At 39.4% G+C, this 17,530-nt stretch carries 17 protein-coding genes and 3 pseudogenes; 10 read left to right on the top strand and 10 right to left on the bottom strand.

Annotated features, from left to right (window positions below):
* The first annotated feature begins 13 nt into the window (after positions 1-13).
* Positions 14-859, top strand: a complete 846-nt coding sequence (locus ACFJIZ_RS17125) for an acyl-CoA thioester hydrolase/BAAT C-terminal domain-containing protein (protein ID WP_379086757.1) — start codon at positions 14-16, stop codon at positions 857-859.
* A 65-nt stretch (positions 860-924) separates the two neighbouring features.
* The gene (locus ACFJIZ_RS17130) at positions 925-1,248 is read left to right on the top strand and encodes a heavy metal-binding domain-containing protein (RefSeq protein ID WP_379086760.1); all 324 of its coding nucleotides are present in this window, start codon (positions 925-927) and stop codon (positions 1,246-1,248) included.
* A gap of 294 nt (positions 1,249-1,542) precedes the next feature.
* Here the strand turns inward: ACFJIZ_RS17130 and ACFJIZ_RS17135 are convergent.
* From ACFJIZ_RS17135 to ACFJIZ_RS17155, 5 genes and pseudogenes are all read right to left on the bottom strand, one after another.
* Positions 1,543-2,321: pseudogene (locus ACFJIZ_RS17135) on the bottom strand (ATP-dependent 6-phosphofructokinase); the annotation flags it as partial.
* A gap of 6 nt (positions 2,322-2,327) precedes the next feature.
* Positions 2,328-3,992: a protein-disulfide reductase DsbD family protein gene (locus tag ACFJIZ_RS17140; RefSeq protein WP_379094089.1), complete on the bottom strand. Its 1,665-nt coding sequence runs from the start codon at positions 3,990-3,992 to the stop codon at positions 2,328-2,330.
* 218 nt (positions 3,993-4,210) lie between these two features.
* Positions 4,211-4,567, bottom strand: a complete 357-nt coding sequence (locus ACFJIZ_RS17145; RefSeq protein WP_379086762.1) for a sugar transporter — start codon at positions 4,565-4,567, stop codon at positions 4,211-4,213.
* 67 nt (positions 4,568-4,634) lie between these two features.
* Complete coding sequence (locus ACFJIZ_RS17150; RefSeq protein WP_379086765.1) at positions 4,635-5,084, bottom strand: protein-disulfide reductase DsbD N-terminal domain-containing protein; 450 nt, start codon at positions 5,082-5,084, stop codon at positions 4,635-4,637.
* Complete coding sequence (locus tag ACFJIZ_RS17155; RefSeq protein WP_379086768.1) at positions 5,084-5,860, bottom strand: biotin--[acetyl-CoA-carboxylase] ligase; 777 nt, start codon at positions 5,858-5,860, stop codon at positions 5,084-5,086. The genes ACFJIZ_RS17150 and ACFJIZ_RS17155 overlap by 1 nt, the downstream gene beginning before the upstream one ends.
* 44 nt (positions 5,861-5,904) lie before the next feature.
* Between ACFJIZ_RS17155 and rsfS the strand changes: the two genes are divergently transcribed.
* The 6 genes and pseudogenes from rsfS (at position 5,905) to ACFJIZ_RS17185 (ending at position 10,185) form a co-directional block, all read left to right on the top strand.
* A complete protein-coding gene (gene rsfS / locus ACFJIZ_RS17160; protein WP_055133032.1) occupies positions 5,905-6,279 on the top strand; it encodes a ribosome silencing factor in 375 nt (124 codons plus the stop codon).
* A gap of 30 nt (positions 6,280-6,309) precedes the next feature.
* Positions 6,310-8,420: pseudogene (gene ftsH / locus ACFJIZ_RS17165) on the top strand (ATP-dependent zinc metalloprotease FtsH).
* A gap of 92 nt (positions 8,421-8,512) precedes the next feature.
* Positions 8,513-9,157 (top strand): lactate utilization protein C, encoded by a 645-nt coding sequence (locus ACFJIZ_RS17170; RefSeq protein WP_379086771.1) that lies wholly within the window; start codon positions 8,513-8,515, stop codon positions 9,155-9,157.
* 75 nt (positions 9,158-9,232) lie between these two features.
* A complete protein-coding gene (locus ACFJIZ_RS17175) occupies positions 9,233-9,760 on the top strand; it encodes a 3-oxoacyl-ACP synthase III family protein (RefSeq protein WP_379086774.1) in 528 nt (175 codons plus the stop codon).
* A 7-nt stretch (positions 9,761-9,767) separates the two neighbouring features.
* A complete protein-coding gene (locus ACFJIZ_RS17180; RefSeq protein ID WP_379086777.1) occupies positions 9,768-10,061 on the top strand; it encodes a hypothetical protein in 294 nt (97 codons plus the stop codon).
* Positions 10,024-10,185: a hypothetical protein gene (locus ACFJIZ_RS17185; RefSeq protein ID WP_379086780.1), complete on the top strand. Its 162-nt coding sequence runs from the start codon at positions 10,024-10,026 to the stop codon at positions 10,183-10,185. The genes ACFJIZ_RS17180 and ACFJIZ_RS17185 overlap by 38 nt, the downstream gene beginning before the upstream one ends.
* 178 nt (positions 10,186-10,363) lie before the next feature.
* Here the strand turns inward: ACFJIZ_RS17185 and ACFJIZ_RS17190 are convergent, their stop codons facing one another.
* The 4 genes from ACFJIZ_RS17190 to ACFJIZ_RS17205 all read right to left on the bottom strand — a co-directional run bounded on the left by ACFJIZ_RS17190 (position 10,364) and on the right by ACFJIZ_RS17205 (position 12,947).
* Complete coding sequence (locus tag ACFJIZ_RS17190; RefSeq protein ID WP_379086783.1) at positions 10,364-11,107, bottom strand: zinc ribbon domain-containing protein; 744 nt, start codon at positions 11,105-11,107, stop codon at positions 10,364-10,366.
* A complete protein-coding gene (locus ACFJIZ_RS17195; RefSeq protein ID WP_379086786.1) occupies positions 11,107-12,204 on the bottom strand; it encodes a Nif3-like dinuclear metal center hexameric protein in 1,098 nt (365 codons plus the stop codon). The genes ACFJIZ_RS17190 and ACFJIZ_RS17195 overlap by 1 nt, the downstream gene beginning before the upstream one ends.
* A 72-nt stretch (positions 12,205-12,276) precedes the next feature.
* Complete coding sequence (locus tag ACFJIZ_RS17200) at positions 12,277-12,639, bottom strand: TM2 domain-containing protein (RefSeq protein WP_379086789.1); 363 nt, start codon at positions 12,637-12,639, stop codon at positions 12,277-12,279.
* A 2-nt stretch (positions 12,640-12,641) separates the two neighbouring features.
* A complete protein-coding gene (locus tag ACFJIZ_RS17205) occupies positions 12,642-12,947 on the bottom strand; it encodes a DUF2752 domain-containing protein (protein WP_379086792.1) in 306 nt (101 codons plus the stop codon).
* A gap of 193 nt (positions 12,948-13,140) precedes the next feature.
* Between ACFJIZ_RS17205 and mfd the strand changes: the two are divergent.
* Together mfd and ACFJIZ_RS17215 are read left to right on the top strand one after the other, a co-directional pair.
* A pseudogene (mfd, locus tag ACFJIZ_RS17210) lies at positions 13,141-16,479 on the top strand (transcription-repair coupling factor).
* Between the two features lie 45 nt (positions 16,480-16,524).
* Positions 16,525-16,734, top strand: a complete 210-nt coding sequence (locus ACFJIZ_RS17215) for a DUF3820 family protein (protein WP_379086794.1) — start codon at positions 16,525-16,527, stop codon at positions 16,732-16,734.
* A 20-nt stretch (positions 16,735-16,754) separates the two neighbouring features.
* On the opposite strand, the gene ACFJIZ_RS17220 is transcribed toward ACFJIZ_RS17215, so the two are convergent.
* The gene (locus ACFJIZ_RS17220) at positions 16,755-17,471 is read right to left on the bottom strand and encodes a DsbA family protein (RefSeq protein WP_379086797.1); all 717 of its coding nucleotides are present in this window, start codon (positions 17,469-17,471) and stop codon (positions 16,755-16,757) included.
* Positions 17,472-17,530 lie beyond the last annotated feature (59 nt).

Below are 17,530 nucleotides of genomic sequence, written 5' to 3' on the forward strand. Positions count from 1 at the left end.
AACCAGATCAAACATGAGAAACATCAACCATCACAAATTTATTTTTTTAAGTCTGTTCCTTTTCATTTCAGTAAAAGGCTTTGCACAACAACTAAATGCACCCCAAGTAGATGCGCAATTATTTTTAAGCGAAGGTAAAAAACAACCCTTAATTGTAGGCTTGGGAGGCTCTGAAGGAGGGAATGCCTGGGCAAGTGATTATTGGAAAGATACCAGGGACAAATTCATCAAACAAGGTTATGCCTTTTTAGCATTGGGCTATTTTAAAAGCAAGGGAGCGCCAGACACCTTAAATAAAATAGAGATCGATAAAGTACATGATGCCATTACATTGGCAGCACAAAACCCAAATATTGATAGAAATAAGATTGCCATTGTTGGTGGATCAAGAGGAGCGGATTTAGCCTTGTTACTGGGAAGTTATTTCAAAGACATCAAATGTGTGGTGGGCATAGTGCCAAGCCATGCTGCTTTTCCTGGACACACCAATCATTTTTCAACCTCTGCCTGGAGTTTCAAAGGAAAAGAATTGCCCTTTGTACCGGTAAATGAAGAGAGTGTTCCTTTTTTAATGAAGAGAGATTTGAGAGGTGCTTTTGAGGCCATGTTAAAAGATACGGTAGCCGAACAAAAGGCACTGATCAAAGTAGAGCACATCAATGGCCCTGTTTTATTGTTATCGGCCACAAAGGACGAGATCTGTCCGTCTGGACTAATGTCTGAAAAAATGATGGCCAGGTTAAAAGCAAATAAATTCCCGTTCACCTACCAACATATCTCTATTGAAGGCGGACATGCCGAACCACTCAAACACTTCGACCAGATATTCGAATTTCTACAAAAGAATTTCAGGGAGTAGAAATATTTTTTGCTTCAATGTAACATTTCTGAAAAATTAGCATCGAAATATAAAACCTAGAAAAGATGTTAATTACAACCACAAATACAGTAGAAGGCAAAAGAATTGTGAAATACATTGGCCTTGTTACTGGCGAAACCATTATTGGTGCAAATATTTTTAAAGACCTTTTTGCGGGTATCCGTGATATCGTTGGTGGCCGCTCTGGTTCATACGAACAAGTATTACGCGAAGGTAAAAATACCGCAGTAAATGAAATGCAACAATATGCAGCTACAATGGGTGCAAATGCAATTATTGGTGTAGATCTAGATTATGAAACAGTAGGCAATGGAGGTAGCATGCTAATGGTAACTGCTAGCGGAACAGCTGTTATTTTAGAAGACTAATCTTATTTGGCATAAAGCGCCATTTACCTATGAATAACAAAAGCCACAGCACTGAAAGTCTGTGGCTTTATTTTTTTATTCTTTTTTACGTTATAAAGAAAGAATCTCTACCAGCTTTAACCAGGCCGGAGTTACCTTTTCTGCATCAATGTGTTTAATGGCATGAGAAAATGGGGTAAAAACAATCTCTCTATTGATTTGTCCAGCCATTACATCTGTTTTTCCCGCCATCAGGCCTTCTACGGCAGCAACACCTAGCCTACTGGCCAAAACCCTATCCATGCAGCTAGGTTTTCCACCACGTTGGATATGGCCTAAAACAGAGATGCGGATATCATATTTAGGAAACTTGATTTTTAAGGCTTCTCCAACATTGTAGGCTCCACCGGCTTCATCCCCCTCGGCAATGATGATGATTTTAGAAGCCTTGTCTTTACGTCCGTTCTCTATCCTGGTTACCAGGTCTTCAACGCCCATTTTAGCTTCAGGATGATCATCGCCTCTGCTCCTACGCCAATTCCACTTCTTAGTGCAATAAGACCAGAATCCCGACCCATTACCTCTACGATAAACAAACGGTCATGAGATTCTGCGGTGTCTCGGATCTTATCTACTGCATTTACAACCGTGTTGATAGCAGTATCATAACCAATGGTAAAATCAGTTCCCTCCAAATCATTATCAATCGTTCCAGGAAGACCGATCACGGGAAAATTAAACTCCCTCGAAAATAGGTCGGCTCCGGTAAACGTTCCATCTCCACCAATTACAACGAGTGCATCGATATCACTTTCTACCAAATTTTTATGGGCCAATGCTCTGCCTTCCTTGGTTCTAAAAGCATCGCTGCGGGCCGTTTTTAAAATGGTTCCACCACGTTGGATAATGTTGGCTACAGATTTACCATCCATAGGCATGAAGTCTGCATTGATCAAACCTTCATAACCCCTTAAAATACCCGTAACTTTTAAATTATGGTATAAACTGGCCCTCACTACAGCCCTAATTGCGGCATTCATGCCTGGCGAATCACCGCCAGAGGTTAATACCCCGATATTGTTAATTTTACTCATTTATTTTTATTTGACCTTATTGTATTGGTCCAAACCACTTTGCAAAAATGCAATGTATGCCGCGTTATCATTAAAAATCGCTCCTTCTGGTTTTACCAACTGGTTTAAGTTATGGTCTACCAATACATAATAAGGTTGCGAGTTTGCACCATATTTTGTTGCCTGAAAATCTTGGTTCCATCTGCCTAAATCATCTGTATTTCCTTTGAGATAGTTAGAGTAGTGCACCTTTTCGGCAGGCATTTTTATCGAACGTTCATCAACATAAAGCTGAATAAGCACATATTTATCATTAATGATGCTTCCTACAGTAGGATCAACCCATACATCGTCTTCCATTTTACGGCAGTTTACACAAGTATGGCCTGTAAAATCAAGCATGATTGGTTTATTCACAGCTTTAGCATAAGCAACACCCTCATCTAAATCAAAAAATACATTAAAGCCATGAGGTGGATGTAATACATCGTCATACTTTACCTTTTTAGGAAAATCTAATGAAGCTTGAGAAACGGGCCCAGAGCCACCCGAAGTCAGGATAAAGTCTTGTGTATTCATAGGCGGGGCTAACCCACTCAAAATCTTTACTGGGGCTCCCCATAAACCAGGAACCATATAAACGGCAAATGAAATAGAGATCAGGGCAAAAAACAACCTTGGCACCGATACAAATGGTAGATCACTATCATGAGAGAATTTCAATTTCCCTAATAAATAAAAACCCATCATTGTAAATATAACGATCCATAATACTAGGAATATTTCTCTATCGAACCATTCCCAATGCCAAACTAAATCTGCAGCGGATAAGAATTTCAATGCCAAAGCCAATTCTAAAAAGCCCAGACAAACTTTTACGCTGTTTAACCAGCCACCAGATTTTGGCATGCTATTTAAAAACCCAGGGAAAATAGCTGATAAGGTAAATGGTAAAGCTAGGGCAAGCGCAAAGCCAAACATACCTATCGCGGGAGCCAAAATATCTCCTTTTGAACTGGCTTGAACCAATAAGGTTCCAATAATTGGTCCGGTACAAGAAAACGAAACCAAAGCCAAAGACGCGGCCATAAAGAAGATTCCGCCTAAGCCTTTACTATTGTCGGCCTTTTGGTCAATTTTATTTACGATTGAGCTCGGTAGCGTAATTTCGAATGCTCCAAAAAAGGAGATGGCAAAGACCACCAATAGCAAAAAGAACAAGATATTGAAGATACCACTGCTGCTCAATTCATTTAATTTTGATGATCCAAAAAGGATAGTGATCAATAAACCTACAGCAACATAGATTACGATAATGGAAAGTCCATAAATTATCGCTTGGCCAATGCCCTTTTGTTTACTTCCAGCTCTTTTGGTAAAATAACTTACTGTTAGCGGAACCATTGGGAAAATACAGGGCATTAAAAAAGCCAAGAAACCACCTAATAGGCCTTCTATAAATGTTTGCCACAATGTCTTTTGCGCTTCTGATTTTTGGATATCCTTTTCAACTGATTTTGTTGAGCTTACCGTATCCTTTTTTACAGTGTCTTTTTTAATGTTATTAGCGGCACTATCTGCAGCTGAGCCAACTGTGGTAAAACCATCATCTGTTGATGCACTTGCAGCTGTGTCGGCCTGTAATTTTAAAGCATAGCTTTTGGTTGGTTGGATAAACCAAAAAATACTGATAAAAAGATCAGTAAACTTATTTTCTTCATAGTTTGTAGGTTTAAAAATGTAGCGAAAATAGGCATTATTTTTTATTTAAGTGCTGGAGTGACTTTTATCACCATTTATTTTACTTTAGGTAGAGATTGGGGTTTATTTTATAGGGACTCTAAATTCGATTTCATCTGTAGGCAGACATTGTTTATCGTTGCATACCATAAATGCTACAGCGCCCTTAATTATGGTTGGATCTTGTTCAGCTTAACTTTTTGTGTAAAGGTCACTTCATTTTCAAAATAGGTCAAGTTTGTTTTTAAGATCCGGTCATACTTTGCTATGGGTTTGGGTTCTATCATCTTGCCAAGCAATGTGTAATCTTTTGAAGGCTTGAAAGCAAAAGATGTTTTGGCAGGAATACCCTTAACGGCCAACGAATAAATATGCCATTTTTCTTTCAGGCTTGCTTTTACATACAAAACTGCTTCATTTTTACTGATCCTTACAGCTTTGTACGACCAACTTATGGGTTGCTCTAGTTGGGCAAAAGTGCTTGAAGTTATTCCAATTAGAAAAATAAAAAGGATTAATTTTTTCATGACCATTCGGCGTAAAAATAAAAAAAGCCCCCAAATATTTAGGAGCTTTTGAATATGTTGGGATAACCTATTTTATTGGAACGCTAAATTCTACATCAGCAGGAGGTAAACATGATTTTTCATTACATACCGAATAACTAACAGTTCCTTTTACAGCTGTTGTGCCTTTGTTCAGTTTTACTTTTTGCTTAAAGATCACTTCGTTTTCGAAATAGGCTACGTCCATTTTGAAGGTCTTTTCATATTTTGCAATAGGTTTTGGTTCGCTGGTTTTGCCAACCAAAGTAAAATCTTTTGATGGTTTAAAAACAATCTCTGTTTTATTTGGTCCACCTGGTTTAAGATTTTGAGAATAGATATGCCATCCCTCATCAATAGTCGCTTTGATATATACTTCGGCTTCTGTTTTACTGATCTTGGTTGCTTTATAAGACCATGTTACAGGATTTTCTAACTGCGCAAAAGCAGCTAGACTGCTAAAAAAAACTAAGGTTAAAATTAAGGTTATTCTTTTCATTATTTTGAGTTTAAAAATTCGATTTCTTTAAAATTATATTGGCTTGTTTCGTTGTCTCTTACCACGTTGAGCAAACCAGTTGTTGTTACGCCAGTAATCATACCTTCAAAAACTTCGCCATTTTGGCGGAATAATGAAGTTTCGTTGATCTTATATAGCTTATCAACGTAATTTTGCATCAATAAAGTATAATTATTAGCCTTTAGCTGTAAGTATAAACTTTCTATCTGACTACAAATCTCTGCCAATAATTTGTGCAAATTAACATTTTCTTGTAAAATTTGATATAATGACGTCGCCTTTGTGCTCAATTCTTCTGGAAATGTTGGCTGATTGATGTTCAATCCAATACCAATTATGGCATTTTTAATGGTATTACCCATGATAGCGTTTTCAATCAAAACGCCACCCAGTTTTTGGTGATTAAAATAGATGTCGTTGGGCCATTTGATGCTCAATCCCTTAGGTAAGTAAACACTTAAAGCATTGTTTATGGCAATACTAATGGCCATATTCAGCAAAAATTGTTGGTTTAACGGTAAAAATGTGGGCTTAAGAAAAAGGCTAAAAGTTAAGTTCTTACCAGGTTCAGCATGCCAGCTGTTCTGCTGTTGACCTCTTCCGGCAAACTGATCTTCTGCCATAATTACAGTTCCTTCTGGTAATGGCTCGGATTTTGACAGTAAATTCTTCAAAAAGTTATTAGTAGAATCAACCGCTAATAAATTGATAAGATTTTGACCAACAAATAATGTTGAAAAAGTGTTATTTTGCAAGTGTTGATTTTATATTTGTTGTTGATCAAAATTAAAAAAATTTAATGGTAAAAAAGAAAACCGCAAATCTTTCTACATACCTCTCAGAAATAGCTATTCAAGGCATCCAAGAAAAAAAGGGACACGACATTGTGCGTTTAGATTTGAGAGAACTCAATAGTTCTGTTTCCGATTATTTTGTTGTTTGCAATGCAGATTCTTCTACACAGGTTAAGGCAATTGCCGATAGTGTTGAAGATGAAATCTATAAATTAACCCAAACCCACCCTTGGCGAAAAGAAGGTTTAGACAATGCCGAATGGATCATTCTAGATTATTTTGATGTTGTAGTCCATATTTTTAGAACCGAAAAACGTGATTTCTACGGAATTGAAGACCTATGGGGCGATGCCGAGACCACAACCTATAAAAGCGCCTAAGCCAATTATTTAACACAGATTTGAACTAAGATGAAAGAAAATCAAAATACAGATACCAAACCAAAACAGATCAAGCGTATCCCAAATATCCCTAAGAAACCACAAAAAGGCTCTAAATTTAATATATTTTGGGTTTATGCGGCCATTATCGTTGGCTTGTTGGTGGTGAATTTTATGTTTAACAACAACGAGGTTAAAACAATTAGTTACCAAGATTTTGAAGAGAAGATGTTGCTTCCTGGCGATGTAAAACAATTGGTAGGTTACAAGTCGTCAGATGGCGAAACCTATACCGCAGAAATCTACATCAAAGACGCCAAGAAATCAGATCCAAAGTATAAGCCATATATCAACACAAATTCGTTGAGTATGTCTAAAAATGCTCCTATTGCGAAAATTGTAATGACGGATTCAAAAACTTTGGATGATAGACTAAAAGAAGCACAGGCTGCAGTGCCAAAATCAGACAAGGTTTTTGTAACAGCCAGTTCAAAATCCAGCCCTTGGTTAAGTGGCTTTATTACAATCGTACTTCCGTTATTGCTTTTTGCAGGGCTATGGATCTTCATGATGCGCCGCATGGGCGGTGGCGGCGGCGGCGGTGGCGGCCAGATTTTCAATATTGGTAAATCCAAAGCAACCCTGTTTGACAAAGAGAGCCAAGTAAGCATTACATTCAACGATGTTGCAGGCCTAGAAGAAGCGAAACAAGAGGTAATGGAAATTGTAGATTTCCTTAAGAACCCTAAAAAATATACCAATCTGGGAGGTAAAATCCCTAAAGGAGCTTTATTGGTAGGTTCGCCAGGTACCGGTAAAACGTTATTGGCAAAAGCCGTAGCAGGTGAAGCACAGGTTCCTTTCTTCTCTCTGTCTGGATCAGACTTTGTGGAGATGTTTGTAGGTGTGGGTGCTTCTCGTGTTCGTGATTTGTTTAAACAAGCTAAAGACAAAGCGCCATGTATCATCTTTATCGATGAGGTTGATGCCATTGGTCGTGCCCGTGGTAAAAACAGCATGATGGGTGGTAACGATGAGCGCGAAAACACATTGAACCAACTATTGGTAGAGATGGATGGTTTCGGTACAGATTCTGGAATTATCATTTTAGCTGCAACAAACAGACCAGATGTATTGGATTCTGCTTTGATGCGTCCGGGACGTTTTGACAGACAGATTTCTATTGATAAGCCAGACCTGATTGGTCGTGAGCAGAGTCTTTAAAGTACACTTGAAACCAATCAAGACGGCTGAAGAAGTTGATGCTAAAAAACTATCGGCTCAGACTCCAGGTTTTGCAGGTGCAGAAATTGCGAATGTTTGTAATGAAGCTGCTTTGATCGCGGCGCGTCGCAATAAAGAATCTGTAGATATGCAAGATTTCCAAGATGCGATTGATCGTGTAATTGGTGGATTAGAAAAGAAAAACAAGATTGATCTCTCCAGAAGAGAAAAAGATTGTTGCTTACCATGAAGCTGGTCACGCGATTGCGGGATGGTTCTTAGAACATGCAGACCCATTGGTTAAGGTATCGATTGTGCCACGTGGAGTTGCCGCATTAGGTTATGCACAATATTTGCCTAAAGAACAGTTCTTGTATACGACCGAACAATTGACAGATGGTATGTGTATGACAATGGGGGGTAGAGTTGCGGAAGACTTGGTTTTTGGCAAAATCTCTACTGGTGCGCAGAATGACCTAGAACGCATTACCAAACTTTCTTATGCGATGGTAACGATATATGGTATGAACGAGACCATTGGCAACGTTTCCTTCCATGATCCACAAAATGAGTACAACTTCAATAAGCCATATTCTGAAAAAACATCAGAAATGATTGATAATGAAGTAAGAACATTGATCAGTGGCGTTTATGACAGGACTAAGCAATTATTGACCGATAAACGTGATGGACTAGAAAAACTAGCACAGAAACTGATCGAAAAAGAAATTCTTTTCCAAGCGGATCTAGAAGAGATTTTAGGTAAACGTCCGTTCGACAATAGAACTACTTATGATGAGTTTGTGAATGGCACAGGAGACCAAACTCCTGCTGCACAGGGCCTAATCCACGATGGGGTTGGTGCAACAACTGATCCAAGCGCTCCTGCTGCTCATGTAGAAGAAGAAGCGAAATAATATTATTTTAGATAATCGAACAAAGAAGCAACTTGAAATCAGGTTGCTTCTTTGTTTATATGGGCCAGGTTAAGTAATTTTGGTCATCAACTATGAAAGAGAACATTTCTTCAAAAGAACTTATGCTAAAGAAAATTAGGAAGGCCCTGCTCGAAAAGCGGGATAACCCTTATCCTAATTTAGAAGAAAGCCAGCTTTATCAGACCAATACAGAAGAGTTGGAGATTCTATTTGCAGAGCAATTGACAAATGTTGCTGGCAACTTTATTTTCTGTGAAAACGGGGTTGATTTTATAGAGAATATCTTGGAGCTGGCTGATCGTTTCAATTGGCGTAAGATCTATTGTTGGGAACCAGAGCTGCAGGCGCTGTTGAGCCATTATGAGTTCCCTTTTTACCAAACGGATAAAGGATTTGAGCAAGCTGAGGTCGGAATCACCTTATGTGAAGCCCTTATTGCCCGCAATGGGTCGGTAATGGTGAGCAACCAAGACGCTGCCGGACGTAGGCTCAGTATCTTTCCACATCAACACATTGTGATTGCCCGAACCGGACAACTGGTTTTAGATTTGAAAGATGCATTTCAGCTGTTGAAAAACAAGTATGGAACCCAAATCCCATCCATGATCAGTACCATTACCGGACCAAGCAGAACAGCGGATATCGAAAAGACTTTGGTGTTGGGTGCACATGGCCCCAAAGAATTATTTGTATTTTTAATTGATGATTTCTCATAATTATTTTTAATTTCAATTAAAATATAATATTTTTATACTAAATACCATATTGGTATACGGTACACTAAGGGCATTATGAACAAAATTTATTCGGTTATTACTGGGACTGGGAGCTATATACCTGAAAATATCATCTCTGGCGACCATTTCATGGAAGCGTCTTTTTTCGACAATGGCATTAAGCTAGATAAAGAAAATACAGAAATCATCCACAAGTTTAGTGAGATCACAGAGATTGTTGAGCGACGTTATGCGGATTGTGATCTATTGAATAGCAACATTGCTACAATTGCTGCTCAAAGGGCATTACTTGCAGCCGGGGCAGATAAAGAAAGCTTAGATCATATCATCTTCTGTCATAATTTTGGCGATGTAAAGAACGGTTCGAACCGGATGGACATGTTACCAGCCTTGGCGGCTAAGGTAAAGCAAGAACTTGCGATAGAAAATCCTGACTGTGTTGCCTATGATATCATTTTTGGCTGCCCAGGATGGGTACAAGGCGCTATACAAGCCGATTACCTGATCAGGAGTGGAGATGCCAAGAAAGTATTGGTTATTGGCTCAGAAACGCTCTCAAGGATCGATCGATCCACACGATAGAGATAGTATGATTTTCTCTGATGGTGCGGGTGCGGTAGTTTTCGAAGCTAAAGAGTCTGAAGAACCAATAGGAATCATTGCACATAAAAGCCAGACCTTTGCCAATTATGCCTCATTGTTGGTTATGGGAAGTAGCAACAACCCTAGCGAAACCAATGGTAATACCTATCTAAAAATGAATGGACGTAAGCTCTATGAGTTTGCGGTAATCAATGTGCCACAGGTGGTTAAAAAAGCAATAGATAAGGCTGGTATCTCATTAGATGATCAAAACGGTATTTATCCATCAGGCCAATGGTAAAATGGACAATGCGATCATGAAACGCTTGTTTAAACTTTATGATCTGGACAGTGTGCCAGACAATTTGGTGCCGATGACCATTTCATGGTTGGGCAATAGCTCAGTGGCCACGATCCTACCTTGATCGATCTGGTGCTGGCGGGAAAAGTTAAGGGATATCAAATTGAAAAAGGGCAATACGCTGTATTCGCTTCGGTTGGAGCAGGAATGCACATCAACGCGATCGTTTATAAATTCTAAAAAGAAAAGGGCATAAAAAAGGCCAGATGTAAATCTGGCCTAGTATTATATTTGGTTGATTGTTACGCTTCTGCTAACTCGTGAGTTAGGGCCTCATCTACTAAGATTCTTCCGCAATGCTCGCAAACGATTACTTTTTTACGTTGACGGATATCCAATTGACGTTGAGGTGGGATTTGGTTGAAACAACCTGAACAAGAATCTCTATCGATCGTTACTACCGCTAAACCATTTACAGCATTGGTTCTTAACCTGTGGTAGGCTGTTAACAAACGCTCTTCAATCTGAGTTTCTGCTTTATCCGCTTTTTTCAACAAAGCTTGTTCTTCTTTTTCAGTTTCAGCGGTAATTGTTTCCAATTCTCCTTTTTTAAGATCTAGGTCGCCTTTTCTAGCCTCAAGGTTAGCCAAAGCCTGATCATAGACCTCAGTTTTAGAAGCGATTTCAAAACCATGTTCCTTGATTTTTTTCTCGCAAACTTGTATCTCTAAATTCTGAATCTCAACTTCCTTGGTTAAAGCATCGTATTCACGGTTATTTTTTACGTCTTCTAATTGTTTTTCGTATTTTTTGATCAAAGATTGTGCTTCTTTGATCATGTTTTTACGTGTTACAATAGCATCTTCAGTATCGTCTAATTCAGCTTTGATTTTTTGTATACGTGTTTCTAATCCGGCTACTTCATCCTCTAAATCAGCTACTTCCATTGGTAACTCGCCACGAATTTGACGTATTTTATCAATCTTTGTATGCAGGTTTTGTAATTCGTATAAAGCTTTTAGCTTTTGCTCTACTGTTTGTTCCATTAAATGAAATAATTTATGGGGTTTGTATTATGCTCCGTTAAACGGATTGCAAAGTTAGGAAATTTTTCTTGAATATTATCTATCAACAAATTAGATGTAAATTGTTCACTTTCGTAATGGCCAATGTCGCAGATTACCAATTGTCTTTCTGCGTCAAAAAACTCATGGTATTTAAAATCGGCCGTGATAAAGGCGTCAGCACCAGCGCTAATCGCGTCTTTTAACAAAAAACTGCCAGATCCGCCACAAACCGCAACTTTTTTGATCTTTTTAGGGAGCAGCTCGGTATGCCTGATTACCTGGGCCTTCATTTTGTCTTTAACCAGATGGAGAAAATCATGGTTATCCATTTCTTCAGGTAACCAACCCACCATACCTGCGCCCACATTATCCAGTTTGTTGGCCAAAGCATAGATGTCGTAAGCCACTTCTTCGTAAGGGTGGTGTTCTAACAAGGCCAAAATGACCTTACGTTCGTCTTGGACCTTAAAGATAGTCTCGATTTTTATTTCCGCTTCCTGATGTTGATGCCCTTTTTCTCCTACAAAAGGGTCGGTATTTTCGCCCGCTTTAAACGTTCCCGTTCCTTCTGCATTGAAGCTACATTCGCTATAGTTGCCAATGTTTCCAGCCCCTGCAGCGAACAAGGCATTTCTAACAACTGATGCATTTGCAATGGGGCAAAAAGTAACCAGTTTTTTCAACAGATTACTTTTCGGCGCCAAGGTCTTGGCATTTTGTAACCCTAATCTTTTACAGATTTCGCCACTTACCCCATGGGCAACATGGTCCAAATTGGTATGTATGGCATATAAAGCGATATTATTTTTGATCGCCTTTAGGATTACACGCTCTACGTAGGTTTTGCCGTTCAGCTTTTTTAGACCTTTGAAAACAATTGGATGGTGCGTAATGATCAGATTGCAATTTTTGGCAATGGCTTCGTCTACAATCTGCTCGGTACAATCTAGCGCAACCAGTGCAGCATGCACGTCGTCGTTGCCATTGCCCACCAATAGCCCGGCGTTATCGTAGTCTTCTTGATAGTGTAAAGGCGCAATACTTTCAAGGTAATTGGTAATCTCAGCTAACTTCATGCTATAAAAATAATAAATCCCTACCCGCTTTTAAACAGATAAGGATTATTTTATGTAGTTTGTTTGTGGGTTCTATTGGAAACTTCCCATTCTAACCATTTGTAGGCTTTCAAAAACCATACGTTGGTTGTATTCAAAGGCAAGGGTTTTGTGGTTGACGATATCGACGATCGAACCAATTAAACATAAACCTCCGGTAAATAGATAGAGTATGCCCATGCCGATCTGGTTAACTAAAAAGCGCTGTAGCCCTGGAACCAAGAACAATCCGATTACACAGAAAAGGAGCATGTCGCTTGGGTTCTTCCTTTTACCTGTATAGATCATCAGAAAGGTTCTTACTTGTTGTTCGTTCAAACCATTTGTAGCGGTTTGTAAGTAGCTATATTCTTGCGGGGTAATGCCCGGTAATGCCATAAATTGTGAGTCAAACATTGCTAATCCTCCTTATATTTTAAATTAAACTCTTTGTTAAATAAATTTTTGCTGAGCTGAAAGATGCGGTAACAGATCAATATCAAAGCCGGTATACCAAACCAATGATGTGAAAAGCTTGCACTTACATCTCCGTGAAACAATGCAGTTATCGACCTTCCCAATCCACATCCCGGGCACCAAGTTAAACCTAAATTTGCCAAAGGGCAAAGGGTAAAATGATGTTCATGTGGATCAGCTGTTGCTAACAACACCAAAGCGGTAATCCAGAAGAATAGTTCTAGGGGTAAGCTTTTAAAGTGTTTCATGTTTCTCGTTTTATATAATTTAGAAGCAATGATATGTTTTTTGTTACAGCATTAAGATTGAACTCGACGAACCGAAAAAAAATATCGACCAAATCCCCTGTTGCCCCGAACAAATGTTAAGCGATATTACTTTATTTAAAGGTAGTATCAAATCTCCTACCTCAATACGCAATACTTTTTTTACCTTTACATAGTGAACATTCGCGACCTGATCAACAGATATAAAACAGACGAGCGTGTTGTTGCGGTAGCACAGTCGTTAAACAAAGGGAAGGGGAGTAAAACCCAACTAAGGGGATTGGTGGGTTCTGCCGATGCCATAATTGCTATTTCAACCTACTTTTTATTGCATCAACCCCAGTTGTTTATCTTACCTAATAGAGAAGAGGCAGCTTATTTCCTGTCGGACCTTGAAGGTATCCTAGGCAAGGAAATCCTACTTTTCCCTTCGTCATTTCGTAAGGCATTTGAATTTACGCAGATAGATACGGCAAATGTATTGGCAAGGGCCGAAGTGCTGAACGAGCTGAACCACCAATCTGAATATGGAAAGATCGTGGTGACCTACCCAGAAGCCTTGGCCGAAAAGGTAATTGACCTGTCCGTTTTGGAAAAGAACACCTTAGAGATCAGTGTGGGCATCAAACTTGGAATAGATTTTATCAACGAGTTTTTGTTCGATTACGATTTTGAACGTGCCGATTTTGTGTATGAACCAGGACAATTTTCTATCCGTGGGGGTATTGTAGATATCTTCTCTTTCTCGCACGAACTTCCCTATCGGATCGAGTTCTTTGGCGATACCATTGAAAGCATCAGGACTTTTGAAATTGAAAGCCAACTTTCCGTTGATGATGTGAAAAGTTTGACCATTGTACCTAACGTACAGGCCAAGTTTTTAACAGAGAACAACATCAGTCTTTTAGATTATATAGAAAAAGACACCCAACTTTGGTTCAAAGATGTTGAATATACCCTTGATATTGTAAAAGGAGGCTATAAAAAGGCCGTTGAGCTTTGGAAAGCGTTGGCTTTGGCAGAGAAACAACAGAACCCCAATTGGCTTGATCCTAAATTTTCATTTTCTGATGAGAAGATGTTGGCCGATCTTTTTCAGGATTTTGCCTTGGTTGAGTTTGGGAAACAGTTTTTTTATCAGGCAGACCATGTTATCCCATTTGAGACCAAACCACAACCTTCATTTAATAAAGATTTTGACCTGTTGATCCAAAACCTGAAACAAAACGAAGGACAACAGATCCACAATTTCATATTTACCAACTCTACCAAACAGACAGAGCGTTTATATGCTATTTTAGACGACATTGATAAAACGGCAAAATTTACACCGGTCAATATCCCATTGCGTGAGGGTTTTGTAGATGCACAACAGAAAGTTGCTTTTTATACCGATTGACCAGACTCTTGACCGTTTTTATAAGTATCAATTAAAAAAGGGTTATCAACGAAGCCAGGCAATTACCTTAAAAGATTTAAGAGAACTTAAACCGGGAGATTTTGTAACCCATATAGACCATGGTATCGGAAAATATGCAGGCTTAGAAAAGGTAGAGGTAAATGGCAAGATGCAAGAGATGATCCGTTTGGTTTATGCCGATAACGACCTGCTTTACGTAAACATCAACTCCTTAAACCGCATTGCTAAATTTAGCGGAAAAGATGGCACGCAACCCAAAATGAATAAATTGGGAACAGAGGCCTGGGACAAGCTAAAGAAAACCACAAAAAAAAAAGTTAAGGACATTGCCCGAGACCTGATCAAGCTTTATGCCATGAGAAAGGCGCAAGTAGGGACTGCTTTTTCGCCCGATGGCTATTTGGAAACAGAGCTTGAAGCTTCTTTTATTTATGAGGATACACCCGATCAAGTTAAGGCAACGGCAGATGTAAAAAAAGATATGGAAGCACCACACCCAATGGACCGTTTGGTTTGTGGGGATGTAGGCTTCGGAAAAACAGAGATCGCAATCCGTGCGGCATTTAAAGCAGTTGCCAATGGCAAACAGGCTGCGGTTTTAGTGCCAACAACGATTTTGGCCCTGCAACATTTTAAAACATTTTCGTCACGTTTAAAGGAGTTTCCTTGTACGGTGGATTATATCAATCGTTTTAAAACTTCTAAGCAGATCAAAGAGACCTTAGAGCGCTTAGCCCAAGGTAAGGTAGACATTGTGATCGGTACGCACCGTTTATTGAGCAAGGATGTAAAATTCAAAGACCTCGGCATCATGATCATTGATGAGGAGCAGAAATTTGGTGTTGCTGCAAAAGAGAAACTAAAGGCCTTGCGTGTAAACGTGGATACCCTTACCCTAACTGCTACCCCAATTCCTAGAACCCTACACTTTTCTTTGATGGGTGCAAGGGATTTGTCTATCATGAGTACACCACCCCCCAATAGACAAGCTGTAAATACCGAACTCCATGTGTTCAATGATAAATTGATCCAAGAAGCGGTACAGTTTGAACTGGACAGGGGAGGGCAGGTTTTCTTTATCCATAACCGAGTGAACGATCTGGCTCAATTGGGTGGATTGATTCAAAAATTAGTGCCAAAAGCAAGAATTGGTATCGCGCACGGACAATTGGATGGTGATCAACTGGAGGACGTAATGCTCGATTTTATCAACGGTGAAAAAGATGTTTTGGTGGCTACAACCATTATTGAGGCGGGCTTGGATATCCCCAATGCCAATACGATCATCATCAACCATGCACATATGTTTGGCTTGAGCGATCTGCATCAGATGCGAGGTCGTGTGGGTAGATCCAATAAAAAGGCATTCTGTTATTTGTTGAGTCTTCCCCTATCAACATTGACCAACGAAGCGCGAAAACGATTGAGTGCCATAGAAGAGTTCTCGGACTTGGGCAGTGGCTTTAACATCGCCATGCGTGATTTGGATATTCGAGGCAGCGGTAACCTTTTAGGAGGAGAGCAGAGTGGTTTTATTGCAGAGATCGGGTTTGAAATGTACAACAAGATTTTGGACGAAGCTATTCAGGAACTGAAGGATGCAGAGTTTAAAGACTTGTTCAAAGATGAGCCAGAACGGGCCTATGTTAATTTTACGCAGGTTGATACCGATTTGGAACTGCATATCCCAGATGATTATGTAACCAGCATCACAGAACGATATAATCTATATACAGAACTGTCAAAATTAGAAAACGACACGCAGCTCTTGGCCTTTGAACAGGAACTGAAAGATCGTTTTGGCCCTGTGCCACAGCCGGTAAAGGTAATGTTAAAGGTTTTGCGCCTGCAATGGGTAGGTAAGCGTTTGGGCTTTGAGAAGTTGAGCTTTAAGAAGAATATCTTGAGAGGTTACTTTATCAGCGACAAACAATCGAAATTTTTCGACTCGGAGGTTTTCAATAAGGTTTTGGCCTTTGCGCAGGTTCACCAACGTTTATGTAACTTAAAAGAGGTTAAAGATTCGCTTCGGATTCTTTTGATAATATTGCAAATGTTGATGAAGCAATAGAAATGCTAGAATTGATTCTTTAACCTATTGTGGGTTTAAACCCGTAACTTACAAGTCAAAACCCAACTATGGAGCCACAATTGTTACAAGAATTGGTTGTTATGAAAATGCCTTTTGGCAAATATAAAGGTTGGATCATCTCTAGCCTACCAGAAACTTACCTGGTTTGGTTTCATAGCAAAGGCTTTCCGCCGGGAAAACTGGGCATGTTATTGGCCACGATGTACGAAATCAAACTCAATGGTTTGGAATATCTCTTACAACCTCTAAAAAGATAAGCTGAATTTATTTGCTTGTATTAGATTTCGCAACCATTTTCATCACAAACTGCATCATCATTTTTGTTCAATGAGGTAAGCTGAGTTTTAGGCTGTGTAGCTTTCCATTCAGTAAAGCTTTGGGTAATTGCGCTTTCAAAGGCTTCTATAGGCTGTGCGCCAGACAGCGCATATTTTCTGTCAAATACAAAATAAGGCACACCTCTAACCCCTAATTGCTGGCTTTCGTAAATGTCATAACGCACACCTTCAGCAAAATCGTCACCTTTCAAGATGGCCAATGTTTCGTTGGCATCAAGGCCAAGGTCTTTAGCAATATCGATCAAAACAGCCGCTTTGGCAATGTCTTTTCCAGCTATGAAATGGGCTTGGAATAAAGCTTCTTCTGCTTGGTCTTGTAGGCCTTTGCTTGCGGCAAAATGGATCAAACGATGGGCATCAAAAGAGTTGGCGGGGATGTTTGTGCCGAAGTCAATATCCAATCCAGCATTTTTGGCCATTGCTACCACCTGTGTAGTCATTTGTTTTGCTTGTTCCACAGTCATGCCCTTGCTACGGGCTAGATAAGTATATAGATCTTCGTTGGTGGTGTTCTGGTATTCTGGATTAAGCTGAAAACTCTTCCATTCTACCTCAACCTCATTTTTGAAGGGTAATTTTTCGATTGCCTTTTCAAAATGTCTTTTGCCGATATAACAAAAAGGACACATTACGTCTGACCAAATTTCTACTTTCATACTACAAAGATAAGCCAGCTTAGTTTTTGAACGGTAAGCTAGAAGTAAAAAAGCCCCGA

Source organism: Pedobacter sp. UC225_65 (assembly GCF_042698365.1).
Lineage (GTDB): Bacteria > Bacteroidota > Bacteroidia > Sphingobacteriales > Sphingobacteriaceae > Pedobacter.

What these genes read in the sequence shown, in the direction of transcription:
- ACFJIZ_RS17125 (WP_379086757.1), top strand. Translation starts at nt 14, where the DNA reads ATGAGAAACATCAACCATCACAAATTTATTTTTTTAAGTCTGTTCCTT.
- ACFJIZ_RS17130 (WP_379086760.1), top strand. Translation starts at nt 925, where the DNA reads ATGTTAATTACAACCACAAATACAGTAGAAGGCAAAAGAATTGTGAAA.
- ACFJIZ_RS17145 (WP_379086762.1), bottom strand. Translation starts at nt 4,567, where the DNA reads ATGAAAAAATTAATCCTTTTTATTTTTCTAATTGGAATAACTTCAAGC.
- ACFJIZ_RS17150 (WP_379086765.1), bottom strand. Translation starts at nt 5,084, where the DNA reads ATGAAAAGAATAACCTTAATTTTAACCTTAGTTTTTTTTAGCAGTCTA.
- rsfS (WP_055133032.1), top strand. Translation starts at nt 5,905, where the DNA reads ATGGTAAAAAAGAAAACCGCAAATCTTTCTACATACCTCTCAGAAATA.
- ACFJIZ_RS17170 (WP_379086771.1), top strand. Translation starts at nt 8,513, where the DNA reads ATGAAAGAGAACATTTCTTCAAAAGAACTTATGCTAAAGAAAATTAGG.
- ACFJIZ_RS17175 (WP_379086774.1), top strand. Translation starts at nt 9,233, where the DNA reads ATGAACAAAATTTATTCGGTTATTACTGGGACTGGGAGCTATATACCT.
- ACFJIZ_RS17180 (WP_379086777.1), top strand. Translation starts at nt 9,768, where the DNA reads ATGATTTTCTCTGATGGTGCGGGTGCGGTAGTTTTCGAAGCTAAAGAG.
- ACFJIZ_RS17185 (WP_379086780.1), top strand. Translation starts at nt 10,024, where the DNA reads ATGATCAAAACGGTATTTATCCATCAGGCCAATGGTAAAATGGACAAT.
- ACFJIZ_RS17190 (WP_379086783.1), bottom strand. Translation starts at nt 11,107, where the DNA reads ATGGAACAAACAGTAGAGCAAAAGCTAAAAGCTTTATACGAATTACAA.
- ACFJIZ_RS17195 (WP_379086786.1), bottom strand. Translation starts at nt 12,204, where the DNA reads ATGAAGTTAGCTGAGATTACCAATTACCTTGAAAGTATTGCGCCTTTA.
- ACFJIZ_RS17200 (WP_379086789.1), bottom strand. Translation starts at nt 12,639, where the DNA reads ATGTTTGACTCACAATTTATGGCATTACCGGGCATTACCCCGCAAGAA.
- ACFJIZ_RS17205 (WP_379086792.1), bottom strand. Translation starts at nt 12,947, where the DNA reads ATGAAACACTTTAAAAGCTTACCCCTAGAACTATTCTTCTGGATTACC.
- ACFJIZ_RS17215 (WP_379086794.1), top strand. Translation starts at nt 16,525, where the DNA reads ATGGAGCCACAATTGTTACAAGAATTGGTTGTTATGAAAATGCCTTTT.
- ACFJIZ_RS17220 (WP_379086797.1), bottom strand. Translation starts at nt 17,471, where the DNA reads ATGAAAGTAGAAATTTGGTCAGACGTAATGTGTCCTTTTTGTTATATC.